The organism is Cupriavidus sp. FW305-3-2-15-C-LB2 (assembly GCF_058787575.1).
This window is the reverse complement of the sequence record NZ_JBYSZW010000042.1, coordinates 58,248-72,561: the sequence shown is the minus strand read 5'-3', so window position 1 is coordinate 72,561 and position 14,314 is coordinate 58,248. Positions and strand designations below refer to the sequence as shown.

The following is a 14,314-nucleotide window of genomic DNA, read 5'->3' as shown; positions in this document are numbered from 1 at the left end:
GCGGTGGACGTCACGGTGGTCGGCGCTTAGGTGGGCGGCGTGGCGGGGGCAATGGCGATTCTCCACTTATTGAACGACGCAGACAATTATGGATTTCCCACGTAACCTCGCGAGCAAGGACGGCTATCGAATCGATGCCCCGCCAGGCGCCTTACAGCCATGGGGGTCCTGCGGCGCAATGGAAGCGGTCTGCGCATCAAAATATGTGCCGTCGTACCGGTCTCCGGAATATAGAAACGTGTAGATCAGCTTACGTTTGAATTGCCCCCTCAGGCGAAGCACTGGACTTGCGCAATCCTCGGCAGACACAGCGCTGGAATTCCGATACTTGAGGAGCGGTTGGTCAGACCCCTTGTACAGTACGACGACATCCCATCCGATAAACCGCATGGGGGCACCGCTCTCGTTGCCGAACGTTCGGGCGTGTGTCTGGCCATTCGCGCCGCCAGCCTTTAGCACTCGATACTGTACGTGGCACTCTCCGCAGGCATACTGCATGTGTATGACATCGATTGTTGTGTTCTCGTCCGACAGATGAAAGGGGTATAGGAACGCAGCCAGGAGTCCAGCAGCCAACAGCGACACTGGGATAAACACACGGGCTGCGATCTTGGCCGCGCTGTATCTGTACATGGGACACCCTAAGAGTTGCATGTCCAACTTTTGAGGCCCAGATCAGTGTGACCGGGCCTTCTTTCAACCGAACAGACCAACGCCTAGCGGCGGGTCGAAAGATTGGGCTTCGTCCGTCCATCCCTCAAGGCTCCCGCACCTGACCCGAAACGAAACCAAGCCCTTTGTTTCAACTTGAATCAACCTGCAGAAGGTGCCTGATGGAACGGTACCGCTGAAAGGCCCTTGCCGTTTGAACACGTCTAGCGGCTCTTCGTGCAGGGGTACGGGTGCGACGGTGGTTCGCCCTAGCAGGTCGATACTACAGCCGCTCCACCATGCGTAAAGCAGCGCGAACGCCAACCCCGACACACCTAGAGCAACGACTGATTTCCTACCAATTGCCGGAGGCGCCACCTTCGTAACCCTTTCCATAGAATCGGCGTTCAACAAGCCGGTTAGATTTCGATAGCACCGCCAACAGATCGGCCGGGGATACCGGCGTCGGGAAGTAGCGTGGATCGTGCGCCATGATACCGACCAACTCGAGAACGTCCGCGACGTTGGAGCTACACGAATTACTGAACACGCTGTACTTCTCGTCTTCGACCACTCGTCTCTCTAATTCGTCCTGAACGATCCTCCTTTCGCGTGGCGACACCCATAGGTACAGACCAACAACATCGCGCTTCACCCCTTGCGTATTGCTTCTCAGGTATTCCGTAAGCGAGCCCTTGAAGTACTTTTCATGTGCGCGGCTATAGACGGTCCCATCAATCCCAATTGCAGCATGACCGAATGCCGAGGCCGGACGAGGCAGCTTATCGAAGATGAGCACTTCCAAATATTCCCGCTCCACGGGAACCGGTTTAGGTGCATTCGCTGGCGTTGGCGTTGTCGTGCGCCTGGCGACAGGAATCAAAGTCTTGCCAGATGGGGAAACAAGCGCGCTCGACATTCAATCACCCCTCTACGTAAATGGTCACTTCCGCTGCGTGCATAGTGGAAGTCAGCAGATGGGTTCTTCCCTGGCCATCGGTCTTGCCAAACTCAGGACTGGCGCCTTCACGCACGACCGCATATTCGGTATTCGGCAATGGCGTTCCGGTCGAACTGTCCTGGAGCACGTACAGGTCGTCATACGCGTCGTTCTTGCCCCATGCACCTGCGATATGCGCCATCCCGCCTTCCGCGCTTGCAAAGCCCGTTCCCCCGCGCGGGTGCTCAACGTTTGCAAAGCCACTGGTTGACGAAATCAACTGCGCCCCGCAGGCGGTATGCATGCCATGCAGTGCGATCGACTTGCCATAGGCGGTAAAAGACGTATCACCTTCAATGATCGGGAACGCACCTTTGCACTGTGGACACGAAACCATATGCCCTACCGCGGCGACAGGTACGCCGTGGATCCTAAAATTCGGTATACCTTCTAACACCTCGCCGCCGTGCGTGGTCGTGTCGCCCTGCCGAATGATGCCCTTTCTCATCACAGGATGTCCTCCAGCAAATAGCTTGAATCGAGGATTCAAAACGAAGGTAGTCATTCGATCTATAAGTCTTTCCCTAAAAATGCGGTTTGACTTATTCAAATCAGATGTTAGCGAAATATCGCCCTGGTTTTCAGGATTTTTCCCCAGGCGCTGGGAGACAATGGCGCAGTATCATTTTGCCGATGGATTTATCTGGATGAAATGCAGGCCAAGCACGGTGGCTCACCCTTGGGGATCTATGGCTGCAGGCGTTGGCCGCTCGAATCGTAGCGGAGGGGTGTGAGGTGATGGCTCTGCGTTGGTTATTCCTGCTGCCTTCCGTATTGCTGCCTGCTTCGCTTATCGGGCTAAGCCTCTTTCACATAGTTGCTGCGCCAACACGGGACGATATGTTCGTTGGCTATGCGGGCGTTGTGTCAGCTGCGGTACTTCTGGCTGACCTGATCCTTGTGCTGGTATGGCTTGGGGCGTTGGGATACTTGCTCTGGACCATCCCCGACCAGCGTCGCTCATTGCTGATGGTAGGCGGCATAGCCGTGGTGGCCTCCGTTGCCTGCTATGCCTTGGACACCAGAGCGATTCGAGTCATGTTCTCAGTGGCTGCGGCGTGACGCACGAATTGCGGTAGCACCATGACGGAGCTTGGGCTCCATCCAACCGTCGCGCCGGACGGGGTACCGTGGGATAGCACAGCATCAACCATTTTTTCCTGCGTGCCCTCCCCCATCTAGCGCGATTTGACGAAGGGGATAGACGGGCTTAGGTAGATGAACCGCAACGCAAGCAAGGTGGTTCGCCTAGTGGATTCTATGTGCCGCGGCCATGACCTTGCTGGGTATGACGTTCGCGGTGATTGCCGCTCGGACGCCCGTTACACTCGCACGAGCCACAACCGGCCCATTAGCTGCGATAGCTGGCACCACCGTTTTCTGCGCAGCTGTATTGGCGCTCATCGGTCTGTTGCTTTTGCTTTTTGTCTTTCTGCGCCGGCCGGGCAAACGGCTGCGGGCGTCTCTCTCCTACGCCATTGGTGTCTGCCTGTCTGTAGCGGTGTTTCTCGCGACGGACCGACGGGTTACGCGTCCGCTTCCTGAGCGGCATAGCGCCGCACAAGTTGGCCTTCTTCCTCAAAATCCGCGCAGCGTTCCCCGGAATTCTTCGAAGAACCTTTTTTTGTTGCCATCGGACTCCTGTTCCCCGGCCTTGCGGTCCTCTCACTGGTAATGGGTGCATTCACTACTACCAGTTTCCAGGTATTGCACAGGGCCTGGCGCGGACTCATGATGGACTACCTTTGCTGAGCCAATAGCGCTGCGCGAAAGCCGGCGCTAGCACTGCTCATCATTCCAGTCTACAGGAGGCACCACATGAAACCCACCCTGATCAGTCTGGAGGCATTTAAGAGTAAGACTGCGCTTTCTGGCTTTCGAGGCAGGAAGAAGCTACTGCAAATCGACTTTCTGCTGGAGACATGGGTGACCAATCCACCGCCGACAGCAGATGGGCGTATGCAGCATCTTGGCACCCTCTTGGGTGCGTGTGACGAGTGGATGAAGATTAAGGAGGGGAAAGAATCGAAGAACAGCGCGTTGCGAAGCGTTGCTGTGCAGGACCTTCGCAAGCAGGTGCTCTTACTTATGAATTACGAGCAGTTCCAACGCAAGAAGCAACTCTCCGCCCCCCGCATAGGCGTTCCCCTTCAACCTGGCTACTCCGTCGAGCGAATGCTGTTCATTCAAGCTAGGAACCAGTTTCGCGATGCGATAACGTATGGATTGGACGTGACGATTTCGCCGGTGGGCGGAAGCTTCGCCCATGATGTTCACACAAGGCAGCCATCTCCGTTGGTCCAAGGTCGACCGTTCGATCAGTTCAGGCCAGAGGACTTCACTGCCTACGAGAAGCTGGCTCCCATCTCGAGCCAAAGCATGTATGTCCACTATATGCGCAAGCATGAGCGCCTTGGAACGATGCTTACCGTGTCAAATGGTCGGCTTAGCCGCAACGGTGCCTGGTATTCGACGCCCAAGGGCATCACGATCTATGCCATGGATCTCTACGGAAACCTGTTCGTGCAGAACAGCACCGAAAACGGGCGCCTGGTCGGCAACGTCAGCTCGCAATTCAATCACTCGTCGCTCAATGCTGGCAATAGTGTGATCTGCGCTGGCGAGATTGTGGTCAAAGAAGGCATCCTTCGCGAAATCTCCAACGCCAGTGGGCACTATCGCCCTACCAGAGAAAATCTAATCGAATGCCTGCGCGTACTAGCGGATGATGGCCTGAACATGGACGAAGCAATAGCGATCGTCCATACGGCTACAGGGGACGAGCACGATTCTGTCGCCGCCCTTTGCGCGCCGGGGCAAGTGACCGCTTCGACCCCGCCGCCTGGCAGGCCGCGAGCGAACCGCCACGCGCCGCCGCCTCGATTTGAGCCTGCCGCCGAGCCAAGTCGCGGATGGACGAGGGGCACGAAGCCTCAGACCCCGCCGCCTCAATCAGAACCCGTCGCCGAGCCGAGCCGCGGATGGAACAACGGTAAGCCATTGTAAGGTTGAGCCTACAAATGGCTTAGAGCTACCTAAGCCCCTGGACAGCCGCTTGCGAGCGGTCACAGCCGGAGGTGTAGTGCATGGGTCACCCCGCCCGGCTCATCATCGAGCATGGCTTTGGCGCCACCAGCGTGGAGGCCATTGCCGCCGCCGGCATTTCCAAGAAGACCTACTACACCCGCTTTGCCGGCAACGCAGAAGTCTTCAAGGCGGCCATGCAGTGCTACGCGGCGCAGAATCTGCTATCTGGCCTATCTGGGCGGAGTTACTTTCGCCAGCCCATGGGCTAGGCGACTGGGAAAGATTGGCGTCGCCGCTGGGTTGCGGTGGCGAGCCTCTCCCAGGCTCCATTTATGAAGCGGGGTCAGCAAGCAGGAATCTCCCCAGGACCTGCAACCACCCCAGATCGCCGTGCTTCGCAGCGCGCACTTTCATTGCACCATCCAGATTCACGTGAGTCCCCATCGACAGGCATTGCAGCATGTTCACGCAGGCCAACGGTTAATCGCAAGCTGCCCCGATACCGCCCGGTAGCTCATATCATCCAGGCGCTTGCACACGTCGCGCCACCGATCATCATCCAGTGCACAGTAATCGAGCAAGAAGCGAATCGAGTTAATCTCGTTAAGTAGGATCAGAAGCGAGATTGCATGGCAGAAGGCCAGAGATCCATGCAATGCCGGCATGTAGGCACTGACGAACGCGCGCCACAAAAAGGCCGCATCGCATCTGCCGTCAATCTCCAGCCACCATCCAATGGTGGCCAGATCGAACCATTGCGGCCCGCATCCGCAATCGTCGAAGTCGAACAACGTGATCCGAGGGCCATCGATCCGCATGTTCGCCACACGATAGTCCCCGTGGCAAAAGCCGAACGGCATCTCAGCAGCCGCCCAGCCCGCAGCCACCAGGCGCTCACAACGTTCCCGAACCGCGGCGACGGCACTTCCAGCGAAGCTGAATCTTTCTGCTAGACGGTTCAGCGTCCGACCAGCTTCACGAATATCTGCGATTTGCCTGCGAGGCGCGTAATCCTTTAGCGACGGCTGGTCATGAAGGCGTTTCAGCGCCTGCGCTGCCACGCCAAGATCATCCCTCGTCATTTCCAACGAACGCCCGTCGGCTCCATAGAACAACGCTGCGTGACGCATCGCGCCATCCGACAGGGCAACACGAAAGCTACGCGCTCCTTCTAGCGTTGGATGTGCGACCGATACTGCCAGCACCTCATCCTGCTCGATCCGCTCAAGCAACCGCAACTCGGCGTCAACATCGTCTTCGCCCCGGCCATGGGTTCTGTACTGGCGAAGATAGTACGTCCGATCGCCAGAGTCGCAGAGGGAGAAGGTGCGGTTCACCCCCCGTACGACTTCACGCACATTGATCACGTCTATGCCATAGGCGGCCACGATGGCCTGGCACACGAGCGCGACGTCGTTGGAGGAAGCGGTTTCGCTGTCCGATGTCATAGCTTATGCGGTCAGTCGCATGAATCGTTCAATGGAGCCGGGTGAATATATGGACGCAATTTCAACGGCCACTTTAGGATTTGCCTGATTGATTCCATACCGCACGGCTAGTTCCATGTCTTGGTGGCGACCTGCCATGCTCATGGAACACGGAAAATGGCCTCAATCAGAAACGATAACCTTCATCTTGAGAGATCGAAAGACCTCTGCCCTGCGCCGATCTTGGCTTACGTTCGTTCCGACGCTGAGGGCGCGCCATGGTGACCCGAACCTATCTGGTCAGAGGCGACAAGGCCGACAACGGCGCTGTCATCGTTGGCGGCAGCAGTTCCTACTTCTGGCACAGCAAGCCAGTTGCCCGCGAGGGCGATGCCGTCTACTGCCCTGTATGCAAGCGCCCGGGCGTGATTGTCTGTGTCGGTCCGCGCATCCCCTCTAGAGATAGAGGCAAGGAAGTGGCCCTCAGCGGAGACATCTGTGCATGCGGTTGCCGACCAGCGCCTGTCTTTCATGCCTCGCGTCCGTTCACGATGACTATCACCGCGGACCACATTGCGAAGCTGCGTGTCGCTATGCCCAGCGGCTTTGCTGCGACCACGCAAGCGTTGCACTCAGGCGAGCCCGCCAGCTACGACCAGCGCATCCAGTTGCTTGATGAAGGCAGCGGACGGCCCTTGGCAAACTGGCGGTATCGCCTGATCGGCGATACCGGAACGCATGAAGGCCACACCGACAGCAACGGCTTCACCACACCTGTGTTCGCGGACCGTGCGGCGACGGTCAGGCTTGAGGTCTTTGGGGAGGGTGCATAACCATGCAACCGCTCAAGACTGTCAACGTCCGGCTGACGCCGGTTTCGGATAGGGAACCAGTCCAGGTGTACCTGTTGCGGCCGCGGGGTACATTGTATTGGGGTGGTGCTGGGCTGGATGGCCAATACGTCCAACCTCAGCTGGCAGCCTTCCGTCGAGCCGGCATTTCCCAGTGCTTTGCCGGGCTGACCAACTCTGCAACGCACGCGTTGCCGCAAGACTACGCCTTGGGTGGCATGCTGCTGGATGCCATCCGGTCTGGCATGGTGATCCGAAACCGCGACGATGGCGAATGGACAATCACCAGCGGCATGGCTGCGGAGGCACCTCAGTTCAACCTGATCGGCTACAGCTATGGGTCATTGCTGGCCGCTCAGACCGCGTGGTCATACGCCAGGCAAGGGCATATCATCGACCATCTGGTTCTGGTAGGGTCGCCAATCGCCGAAGCGTTTCTCACGGACCTGCGCGGCCATCGGAACATCCGGAAGGTTATCGTGATTGACCTGGTGCAGTATGGGGATCCGATCCATGCAGGCATTCCGTGGCTGGAGTTGGTGGCTGGTGCCCCATTGCTCAGCAGGCAGATGCTTGCAGGAAAAGGCGAAGGACATTTCTATTATGCTCATGTCGTTTCGGACAGTCCGCGACGTTGGGCGGCACTGGCGGAACGTCTTGTTGCCGAAGGGCTTAGGTAGATGAAACGCAAAGCAAGTAAGGTAGTTCGCCTAGTGGATCTATGTGCCATGGCCATGACCTTGCTGGGTATAACGTTCGCGGTGATTGCCGCTCGGACGCCCGTTACGCTCGCACAGGTCACAACCGGCCCATTGGCTGCGATTGCTGGCATCACAGTCTTCTGCGCAGCTGTATTGGCGCTCTGCGGTCTGCTGCTTTTGCTGTTTGTCTTACTGCGCCGGCCGGGCGAACGGTTGCGGGCATCTCTCTCCTACGCCATTGGTGTCTGCCTATTTGTAGCGGTGTTTCTCGCGACTGATCGATGGGTTACTCGTCAGCTTCCTGAGCGGCATAGCGCCGCACAAATTGATGCGCCGCGGATGCATTCCAACACCCTTGTCATCGCGTCGCAAAAATGTCGAGCACATCGCGGGCCACATTGGCCCTTCTGAGTAAGTTGGTAGCAGGGCTCTGGCTCGAGTCCTGCAAAGAAGCGTTGCGCAGAGCGAGCTGATCAAGCTTGTCGTGAAAGCGAACGGCTGAGAGCAAGATGTTCCTCCAATGCGGCAAACGCTCAGGATTCTGGAGCCGGCAATATCAGCCACCTTGGCGGAGCAGTCCGCGATCTCCTGGGACGGGATGAAAGGGTCCCCTTTCTCCCATCGGCCTGCCGTGCCAGTCAGTATCGCCCGCCCCTATCACGCACCCGCAAGCGTCCTGGGCATCTCCGCCCCCGAGTACGCACTCAGGTTGTGCTGATAAGTCGTCTCCCCCTTGAGCGCCGCGATCTGCTGATCGAACGCCGCCAGCGTGGCGGCGATCTTGCGTTGCCGGACCTCGGGGTCGCTCCGCTCAAGCAGGCGCTGGTAGCGGTTCGAATTGGCGAAGACCGGCATCAGCCCGCTCCACCAGTTGCGTTGCACGCCCAGCTTGTCGGCAAAGTCGTCGCCGTGGAACAGCCGGCAGAAAGCGTGCATCAGACCCACCGCCGCATCTGCGGGCATGCCCAGGGCAGGCCCCAGGCGTTGGGCGGCCGCATCCAGCATCTTGGCCGTCAGCGTCGCGGCGGCCTGATCGGGCTCGCCGGCGGCTGCATCGATCAGCGCCAGCATTTCCGCGCCGGACGCCTGGTCGGTCACCCGGCGGTAGTAGCGGTCTTCAATCCCCAGCAAGTGGGCCACCAGTTGCCACACGTGGTAGAGGTCGCGGAACTCGTCGGCATCAAATTCAATGCCAATCTTCTCCAGCGCGTTGAAGGGCACGTAGGTGAAATCCAGCCATGTGCGCAACATATCGAGCTGGCTGATGGGCATGCCGCGTTGCGCGGTGTCCCATCCGCGCGCCAGCAAGCCGGCCCGGACGCGGGCGTGCAGAATGCGAACCTGCAAGGTATGGATATAGCCCTGCGCTCCGGCCGCCAGGCCGCCCGGGCGCAGCGTCTGCTGCTGCCAGACTGCCGTTTCCAGCAGGCGCCGCGGAGATTGCGCATCCAGGTTGCCGGTGGCCATCAGTACGCTGGCAATGGCCGGAGAACTATAGGTATGCGCCAGCGATCCCGGGCCAAGCGAGATGCTCGTCCACAGCGCGCCAATGCTCAGATAGGCTTCGGCCCCGCGCCGTATGCGTTCGGGATCCACCCACGGCGGAATCGACTCGGCCTGCCGGAGCAAGGCGTCGATGGCCTCGGGCGGGCTCGACAGGCTTGCGCGCCCTTCCCGCAGGCCCGCTTGCAAGATCGCCGGATGGCCGGCCTGTCCGCTGTTCAGCGCGGCGATGGCCGCATCGGCCAGCGGATCGGCGCTGGCGGCCATTTCCATCACCAGCGCCGTGGCTTCGGCGCCGAAACGCGCCGCAAGCGCGGCCTGGTCAATTGCACGGCCCGGCAACGCGGGGGACAGCCTGCCATCATGCGACATTCGGGTCTCCTGGATCAGCGGGAGAGCTGCACGCAGCCCTCTTATAATTCTTGGCCAAATGGACGGGTCGTTCTATAAAGAAAACGATAAAGGAAACGACATCGTTTCCTTTATAGGACGCCCGATGCCGATGCGCAAGTCCATGCTTTCCCTATGCGCAGATGCGGGCCCGCATCTGCCGTGGCACTCACCCAATCAGGCCGACAGCGGAGAACAGTATTGCAATGCGCAAGGGCAGAGAAACCGCAATGACGGCGGCGCCATCCAGACAACCATCCGTGCGGCCATCCGGACGTCCCTCGCTGGAACGGGCCGGGCAGCTTGCCGACACCATCATGGATCACGCCACCCGGCTCTTCATCGAGCATGGCTTTGGCGCCACCAGCGTGGAGGCCATTGCCGCTGCCGCCGGCATTTCCAAGAAGACCTACTACACCCGCTTTGCCGGCAAGGCAGAAGTCTTCGAGGCGGCCGTGCTGCGCTACGTGGCGCAGAACCTGCGAACCGGACAGCCGGCGCAAGCCGACAGCGAGCCGCTGGAGGAACGCCTGGTCCGCATGGCCTGCGAGCTGCTCGAATGGATCCTGCGACCCGAGGTCCTGGGCCTGTATCGCGTGACGATTGCCGAAGCACCACGGTTTCCACAACTGGCCCGAACCGTGGTCGACTTCGCCATCCTCGGCGCGGCACGCTCATTCGAGCCGGTATTCCGCACATGGGCTGCCGGCAATCCGAGCGATGACGAGATCGCCTTCGTGGCCTCGCAGTTCCTGCAGAGCGTGGCAGCCGAGCCGTTCCATCGGGCGGTTCAGGGATTGGATGCGGCGGGGTTGGATGCGCCGCGGCGTGAGAAGGTGCGGCGGGCGGTTCGGTTGTTTTTGCGGGGGTTTTTGCAGCGGGGTGAGGGCTGACCGACCGCGTCGGCAATCCTGTGCTGTGAACTTAGACTCGTCTCATTCTCCGGCATGCGCGTGACGCGTAGGCTTGCCTATGGTGCTGAACACACCCCCCGAGCGTTGCCACGTCCGACAGCCGTGGCGCATCTTCCATTAGCTTTCTGCTAAGGCCGGGCAGCGCGCATCGATACAAGACCCGAAAGGGGAAACATGCGGGCCGATCTGCGGGGCGGTGTTCAAGTGCCCGGCCGCCCAGTTTGCACGGGCGAATCCAAGTTTCGAATCAGGAGTTCGCTATGCGGAAGATATCTTCCACTGCGCACGTGCGCACATTCACGACCAGTTACAGGCATTTCCGCGTCAAGGCAACTGAAGGTAACCGCTATAGTGGGATGCGATGCGTTCCATGGATTCGGTTAGGTGGGGTATGGTTGGAACGGGCAGGCTTCAAGATCGGACAAGCGCTTAAAGTGGAAGTACGGAATAAGGTTGTCGTAATTTCTTCGGAATAGCCACAGTGGGAAGGGATTCGCAGACTACGAAAGGGGGATAGATCTATTAGATCTGCCCCCTTTTTTGTCCTCAGCCTGGAATCGCCTTCACTTGGCGATGAGTATTTTAGAATCGCGCTTAAGGTGTCAGGAAGCCATCGAGCTTCTGTGCCAAGCGAGATAGGGCAGATGGCCTTTGCTTAGCGGCTGGCTGAGTCGGCTATAGATACCGATGCCCAGCGCTTTCAAGTCCGATTCCGAAAGCGCAGCCGAGAGAATAATCCTGCCATCGTCATGAAAAGAGATCAGACGTGCGTCAAATGCAGCGTCGACGTGTGCTGCCAATGGCAACGCGTTGTAAGGATCAAGCCGCTCTTCGTCGGTAGATACTTTCCATGCTTTGATGTGCGACGTCACAACAAGGGCGGGGTGCTCGATTCCGGTCAGCGCGCAGCGGCCGCCCCAAGCATCAAGCACTACATCGCGCAGCAGATCTTGGCCTACACGTTGACGGCCGATTGACTCGCGCATCGTGTCGGCCTCGCCAGAGGCAACTCGTTCTCGGTACTTGGCTAGAAGTTCACCAGCCACGGATTTGAATGTGTCATTCGAGCCTGCCCTCTCCATCGACAACATGGGAGAGAAGGCCTTGGTCGCGCGGAGCTGACGGTAACTCTTCAGAAAGTCGTCGAGTTCAGCGTTGTTAGCAAAGCCAACGATCGGCCATCGCTTGCGATCCGGCTGTTCGCGCTTGTGGATCGCACATTGCCGCCCGGTGATGGTTCGGCGGTGCTCCATCCAATCCGCAACGACCGTCGAGGAACTTGGAAAGCCCAGGTCCTGGGAAAGCGGAACTGGATCTACTGCAAGTTCAGCCCAATTGTCCTGATGATTCTCTCGCCAGTAGAACGCGATGGTTTGCTTCCCCGAAAGGAAAACTCGGAATCCGTTTCCACTCTCGAATTCAGTCGGTCTACCTAAGAACGCCAAGCAGATAGATTCAGCAATGGCCTCGTAGTGCGCAAACTTCTTTGACAGGAATCCCATATCAGTAGTTGTGCGTTCTTGGAGTTCAAGGATAACACACCAACACCGTTTTCATCGCACCGCAAAATACCGACGACCTTACGAGCAACCTTTGGGACGGCGAAAATCGGCGAAAAGGGGACAGATCTATTTCTGATCTTGATCTTGAAAGAGATCGATCTAGAAATAGATCTGCCCCCTTTTCTCTGCATAGAGACATTTCGTGTCGACGGCTTACAACAAAAAAGCACCCGCAGGTGCCTTTTGTTATTTCTCGACTTGAGCTACGAGTGCTTCCGCCCCAACATTCATCAATGCTTCATTTCCATCTCGGAACCACTTGAAGACAAAATCAAAGATAGGAGGGTTTCTTTTTCTATGATCAAAAATCTGATCCTGCAACGCCCGACATTTGATCTTTATCTTTACAGCATCTTCACCTTTCACGGCATCTGACCAGACCTTTTCAGATAGCTCTTTCAATTTATCCAGCCTGTCTGCCGCATCGCCATGCTCCGTCATTTGGCGATACCCAAAGATATAAGTAGAGGCCAGAGGAGCAACAATGAAGGCTAGGAAATTAAACATATCCTTTTTTGAGTAGAGGCCGTACCCAATCAAGCCCAATGCTATCAAGACCAAGAAAATTCGGATGAATAAGGTATATTTCCTTCTCATTCGAGAATCCCACCACACATTGGATCTCTGACTGATAATGACACCAAAGGCTTCAGGAACTTGATCTATGACTATAGGATACCATTTCCTGAGGCCCGCGAGCCGTTCTTCACTTTTTCCATATTTCTGGGCCTCTTCATGAATCAATTCGCGATCAGGCCTTTTCCCTACGAACATTTCATTCCAATCTAGACCAAGAACCTTGGTGTCAAAAAGCTCTTGCACTCTAGCAGCATTGTCTCGTAGCTTCTTCACCCAAGGAGTGAATACGAAGAGGTCGAAGACCACAACCAAAATCCCCCACAAAGCAAGATGGCCTTTGAATTCTGGTTTGATGATCGTAGTGATGGCAGCGCAGATCGCGACTGGGCCACTCAGCACCATTTGCAGGCCAATGATGTTCTTTGCCCTTGAGTACAAATTCCTCTGAGCAGCCAGAAGCTCAATATTCTCGGGAACCTCTTGCCTTTGGATGATGCTCATAGATAGTAGCTTGGAAATTTGTTGTTGTAGAGCAGATTCCACCAATCAAAGGCATCTTTTATATTTCCCAATGCCCTGGCAGATTCGGCCTTATTAGCTCGTGTCGCTGCTGTATTCAGCTTTGAGAGTGCATCGGTCTTCTGAGCCTCACTGTTGCAGGGGTATATATAGCCAGCAACTCCCATAGGATCTTGCATGGCGGATAGACCTTCGTTATTGAGGCGATCAAGGAAGTATTTCACATCCAAGTAATGGATGATGGCTTTTTCGTCATTGGCATACTTTGCCACCTTCATTTCAAGATAGAAGGATTTGATTGGGACATTCTGATAATACTTCCACGCCTTTATAAACCGAATTAGCGGCTTGACCTTCCCGCCATGCTTTCGATCAACTTCAGCAACGTAGTAATTGTGAGCATCCGGGCTTACTGCCATCCAGCCATCATTGCTGTCAGCGATATCATAAACCTTAAAGCCTTTTTCCTCCCTGAGATAATCGGCAACAACAATTTCCGTGTCTTCTGATTTGTATGTCCCAAAAGGGCATACAACAGCGGGAGTACTGACTCTTACGCCAGTCCTTGGGAAGCGGATGTCTAAGGCATTTCTTACCTTCACAAGCGACGCCGTAGAGGTTCTTGTTAATACGTTGCGCGGCAGGCAGGCCAAATAATCCACATCGCTATATTCGCTTACATTGGTGCCATTTCCGAATGATCCAATCCTGGTAAACCGATTCAACCCAAAATTATTCCTTAAACAAGCCTCAATTGAAGCCCTATGGGATTTTGCCGCCGCTGTTTCCACAGCAGAGGTTTTTATTCTGTTATGAAAATCAACAAATCCTTCTTCAATGGTTCGCGGCACGGCCGACCTCTTTTAGTTGTTCTCACCACTCAGCATATGGGGGTACAAAGCAGACAGTTCAAGCGTGGCGCATCGGCGTGTATCTCACACGCGGCGAATGGAGACAGATCTATTTCCGAACTTGATCTTGAAATAGATCTGCCCCCTTTCTCATAAAGGCGTAGCTTATCGAACATCCGGCGCGACAGATTTGCTATGTTAACCCTACCACTTCTTCACGTAATTTCCCTTAACAGTGGTAGAGATGTATGAATTCAAACCAACCCCTTGAATAGCTAGGGCTTTCATCCTGTCAACCATTCCTTTCCCCGGCCGAAGATGATTGTAGAGATAGTTCCG

The 14,314-nt window shown here is 56.6% G+C and carries 14 protein-coding genes; 7 read left to right on the top strand and 7 right to left on the bottom strand.

Features of this window, described 5'->3' with window-relative positions:
* Positions 1-1,006 precede the first annotated feature (1,006 nt).
* Both AC3WRR_RS25815 and AC3WRR_RS25810 read right to left on the bottom strand, forming a co-directional pair.
* The gene (locus tag AC3WRR_RS25815; RefSeq protein WP_011616043.1) at positions 1,007-1,570 is read right to left on the bottom strand and encodes a hypothetical protein; all 564 of its coding nucleotides are present in this window, start codon (positions 1,568-1,570) and stop codon (positions 1,007-1,009) included.
* Positions 1,571-1,574: 4 nt separating this feature from the next.
* Positions 1,575-2,156 carry a PAAR domain-containing protein gene (locus tag AC3WRR_RS25810; protein WP_492298515.1) on the bottom strand — a complete coding sequence of 194 codons (582 nt, stop codon included), beginning with the start codon at positions 2,154-2,156 and terminating at the stop codon, positions 1,575-1,577.
* Between the two features lie 1,313 nt (positions 2,157-3,469).
* Between AC3WRR_RS25810 and AC3WRR_RS25805 the strand changes: the two genes are divergently transcribed.
* The gene (locus tag AC3WRR_RS25805; RefSeq protein ID WP_492298513.1) at positions 3,470-4,657 is read left to right on the top strand and encodes an IQM protein middle domain-containing protein; all 1,188 of its coding nucleotides are present in this window, start codon (positions 3,470-3,472) and stop codon (positions 4,655-4,657) included.
* An 80-nt stretch (positions 4,658-4,737) separates the two neighbouring features.
* Positions 4,738-4,947 carry a helix-turn-helix domain-containing protein gene (locus AC3WRR_RS25800; protein ID WP_439668260.1) on the top strand — a complete coding sequence of 70 codons (210 nt, stop codon included), beginning with the start codon at positions 4,738-4,740 and terminating at the stop codon, positions 4,945-4,947.
* Between the two features lie 195 nt (positions 4,948-5,142).
* Here the strand turns inward: AC3WRR_RS25800 and AC3WRR_RS25795 are convergent, their stop codons facing one another.
* Positions 5,143-6,126, bottom strand: coding sequence for a phosphotransferase enzyme family protein (locus tag AC3WRR_RS25795; RefSeq protein ID WP_492298511.1), 984 nt, complete (start codon positions 6,124-6,126; stop codon positions 5,143-5,145).
* A gap of 257 nt (positions 6,127-6,383) precedes the next feature.
* Here AC3WRR_RS25795 and AC3WRR_RS25790 point away from each other — a divergent pair, with 257 nt between their 5' ends.
* Genes AC3WRR_RS25790 through AC3WRR_RS25780 form a run of 3 tightly spaced genes read left to right on the top strand, consistent with a single transcriptional unit; the run spans position 6,384 to position 8,068 of the window.
* A complete protein-coding gene (locus tag AC3WRR_RS25790) occupies positions 6,384-6,938 on the top strand; it encodes a PAAR domain-containing protein (RefSeq protein ID WP_037025049.1) in 555 nt (184 codons plus the stop codon).
* Between the two features lie 2 nt (positions 6,939-6,940).
* The gene (locus AC3WRR_RS25785; protein ID WP_492298509.1) at positions 6,941-7,636 is read left to right on the top strand and encodes a hypothetical protein; all 696 of its coding nucleotides are present in this window, start codon (positions 6,941-6,943) and stop codon (positions 7,634-7,636) included.
* 48 nt (positions 7,637-7,684) lie between these two features.
* Positions 7,685-8,068, top strand: a complete 384-nt coding sequence (locus AC3WRR_RS25780) for a hypothetical protein (protein ID WP_174549460.1) — start codon at positions 7,685-7,687, stop codon at positions 8,066-8,068.
* Between the two features lie 246 nt (positions 8,069-8,314).
* Here the strand turns inward: AC3WRR_RS25780 and AC3WRR_RS25775 are convergent, their stop codons facing one another.
* Positions 8,315-9,532: an oxygenase MpaB family protein gene (locus AC3WRR_RS25775; protein ID WP_492298506.1), complete on the bottom strand. Its 1,218-nt coding sequence runs from the start codon at positions 9,530-9,532 to the stop codon at positions 8,315-8,317.
* Positions 9,533-9,867: 335 nt separating this feature from the next.
* Between AC3WRR_RS25775 and AC3WRR_RS25770 the strand changes: the two genes are divergently transcribed.
* Positions 9,868-10,443 (top strand): TetR/AcrR family transcriptional regulator, encoded by a 576-nt coding sequence (locus AC3WRR_RS25770; RefSeq protein WP_492298504.1) that lies wholly within the window; start codon positions 9,868-9,870, stop codon positions 10,441-10,443.
* 281 nt (positions 10,444-10,724) lie between these two features.
* Positions 10,725-10,940, top strand: a complete 216-nt coding sequence (locus AC3WRR_RS25765) for a SymE family type I addiction module toxin (protein ID WP_116313096.1) — start codon at positions 10,725-10,727, stop codon at positions 10,938-10,940.
* A gap of 126 nt (positions 10,941-11,066) precedes the next feature.
* Here the strand turns inward: AC3WRR_RS25765 and AC3WRR_RS25760 are convergent, their stop codons facing one another.
* From AC3WRR_RS25760 to AC3WRR_RS25750, 3 genes are all read right to left on the bottom strand, one after another.
* Positions 11,067-11,966 (bottom strand): HNH endonuclease, encoded by a 900-nt coding sequence (locus AC3WRR_RS25760; RefSeq protein ID WP_492298502.1) that lies wholly within the window; start codon positions 11,964-11,966, stop codon positions 11,067-11,069.
* Positions 11,967-12,212: 246 nt separating this feature from the next.
* Positions 12,213-13,106, bottom strand: a complete 894-nt coding sequence (locus AC3WRR_RS25755) for an S-4TM family putative pore-forming effector (RefSeq protein ID WP_492298501.1) — start codon at positions 13,104-13,106, stop codon at positions 12,213-12,215.
* On the bottom strand, positions 13,103-13,975 hold the full coding sequence (locus AC3WRR_RS25750; protein ID WP_492298499.1) for a nucleotidyltransferase: 873 nt from the start codon (positions 13,973-13,975) through the stop codon (positions 13,103-13,105). Before AC3WRR_RS25750 ends, AC3WRR_RS25755 begins: the two co-directional genes overlap by 4 nt.
* Positions 13,976-14,314 lie beyond the last annotated feature (339 nt).

Bases quoted from the DNA above. Each gene is read 5' to 3' on its own strand.
- AC3WRR_RS25770 (WP_492298504.1), top strand. From the start codon at position 9,868: ATGGATCACGCCACCCGGCTCTTCATCGAGCATGGCTTTGGCGCCACC.
- AC3WRR_RS25815 (WP_011616043.1), bottom strand. From the start codon at position 1,570: ATGTCGAGCGCGCTTGTTTCCCCATCTGGCAAGACTTTGATTCCTGTC.
- AC3WRR_RS25800 (WP_439668260.1), top strand. From the start codon at position 4,738: ATGGGTCACCCCGCCCGGCTCATCATCGAGCATGGCTTTGGCGCCACC.
- AC3WRR_RS25775 (WP_492298506.1), bottom strand. From the start codon at position 9,532: ATGTCGCATGATGGCAGGCTGTCCCCCGCGTTGCCGGGCCGTGCAATT.
- AC3WRR_RS25785 (WP_492298509.1), top strand. From the start codon at position 6,941: ATGCAACCGCTCAAGACTGTCAACGTCCGGCTGACGCCGGTTTCGGAT.
- AC3WRR_RS25790 (WP_037025049.1), top strand. From the start codon at position 6,384: ATGGTGACCCGAACCTATCTGGTCAGAGGCGACAAGGCCGACAACGGC.
- AC3WRR_RS25755 (WP_492298501.1), bottom strand. From the start codon at position 13,106: ATGAGCATCATCCAAAGGCAAGAGGTTCCCGAGAATATTGAGCTTCTG.
- AC3WRR_RS25760 (WP_492298502.1), bottom strand. From the start codon at position 11,966: ATGGGATTCCTGTCAAAGAAGTTTGCGCACTACGAGGCCATTGCTGAA.
- AC3WRR_RS25805 (WP_492298513.1), top strand. From the start codon at position 3,470: ATGAAACCCACCCTGATCAGTCTGGAGGCATTTAAGAGTAAGACTGCG.
- AC3WRR_RS25795 (WP_492298511.1), bottom strand. From the start codon at position 6,126: ATGACATCGGACAGCGAAACCGCTTCCTCCAACGACGTCGCGCTCGTG.
- AC3WRR_RS25810 (WP_492298515.1), bottom strand. From the start codon at position 2,156: ATGACTACCTTCGTTTTGAATCCTCGATTCAAGCTATTTGCTGGAGGA.
- AC3WRR_RS25780 (WP_174549460.1), top strand. From the start codon at position 7,685: ATGGCCATGACCTTGCTGGGTATAACGTTCGCGGTGATTGCCGCTCGG.
- AC3WRR_RS25765 (WP_116313096.1), top strand. From the start codon at position 10,725: ATGCGGAAGATATCTTCCACTGCGCACGTGCGCACATTCACGACCAGT.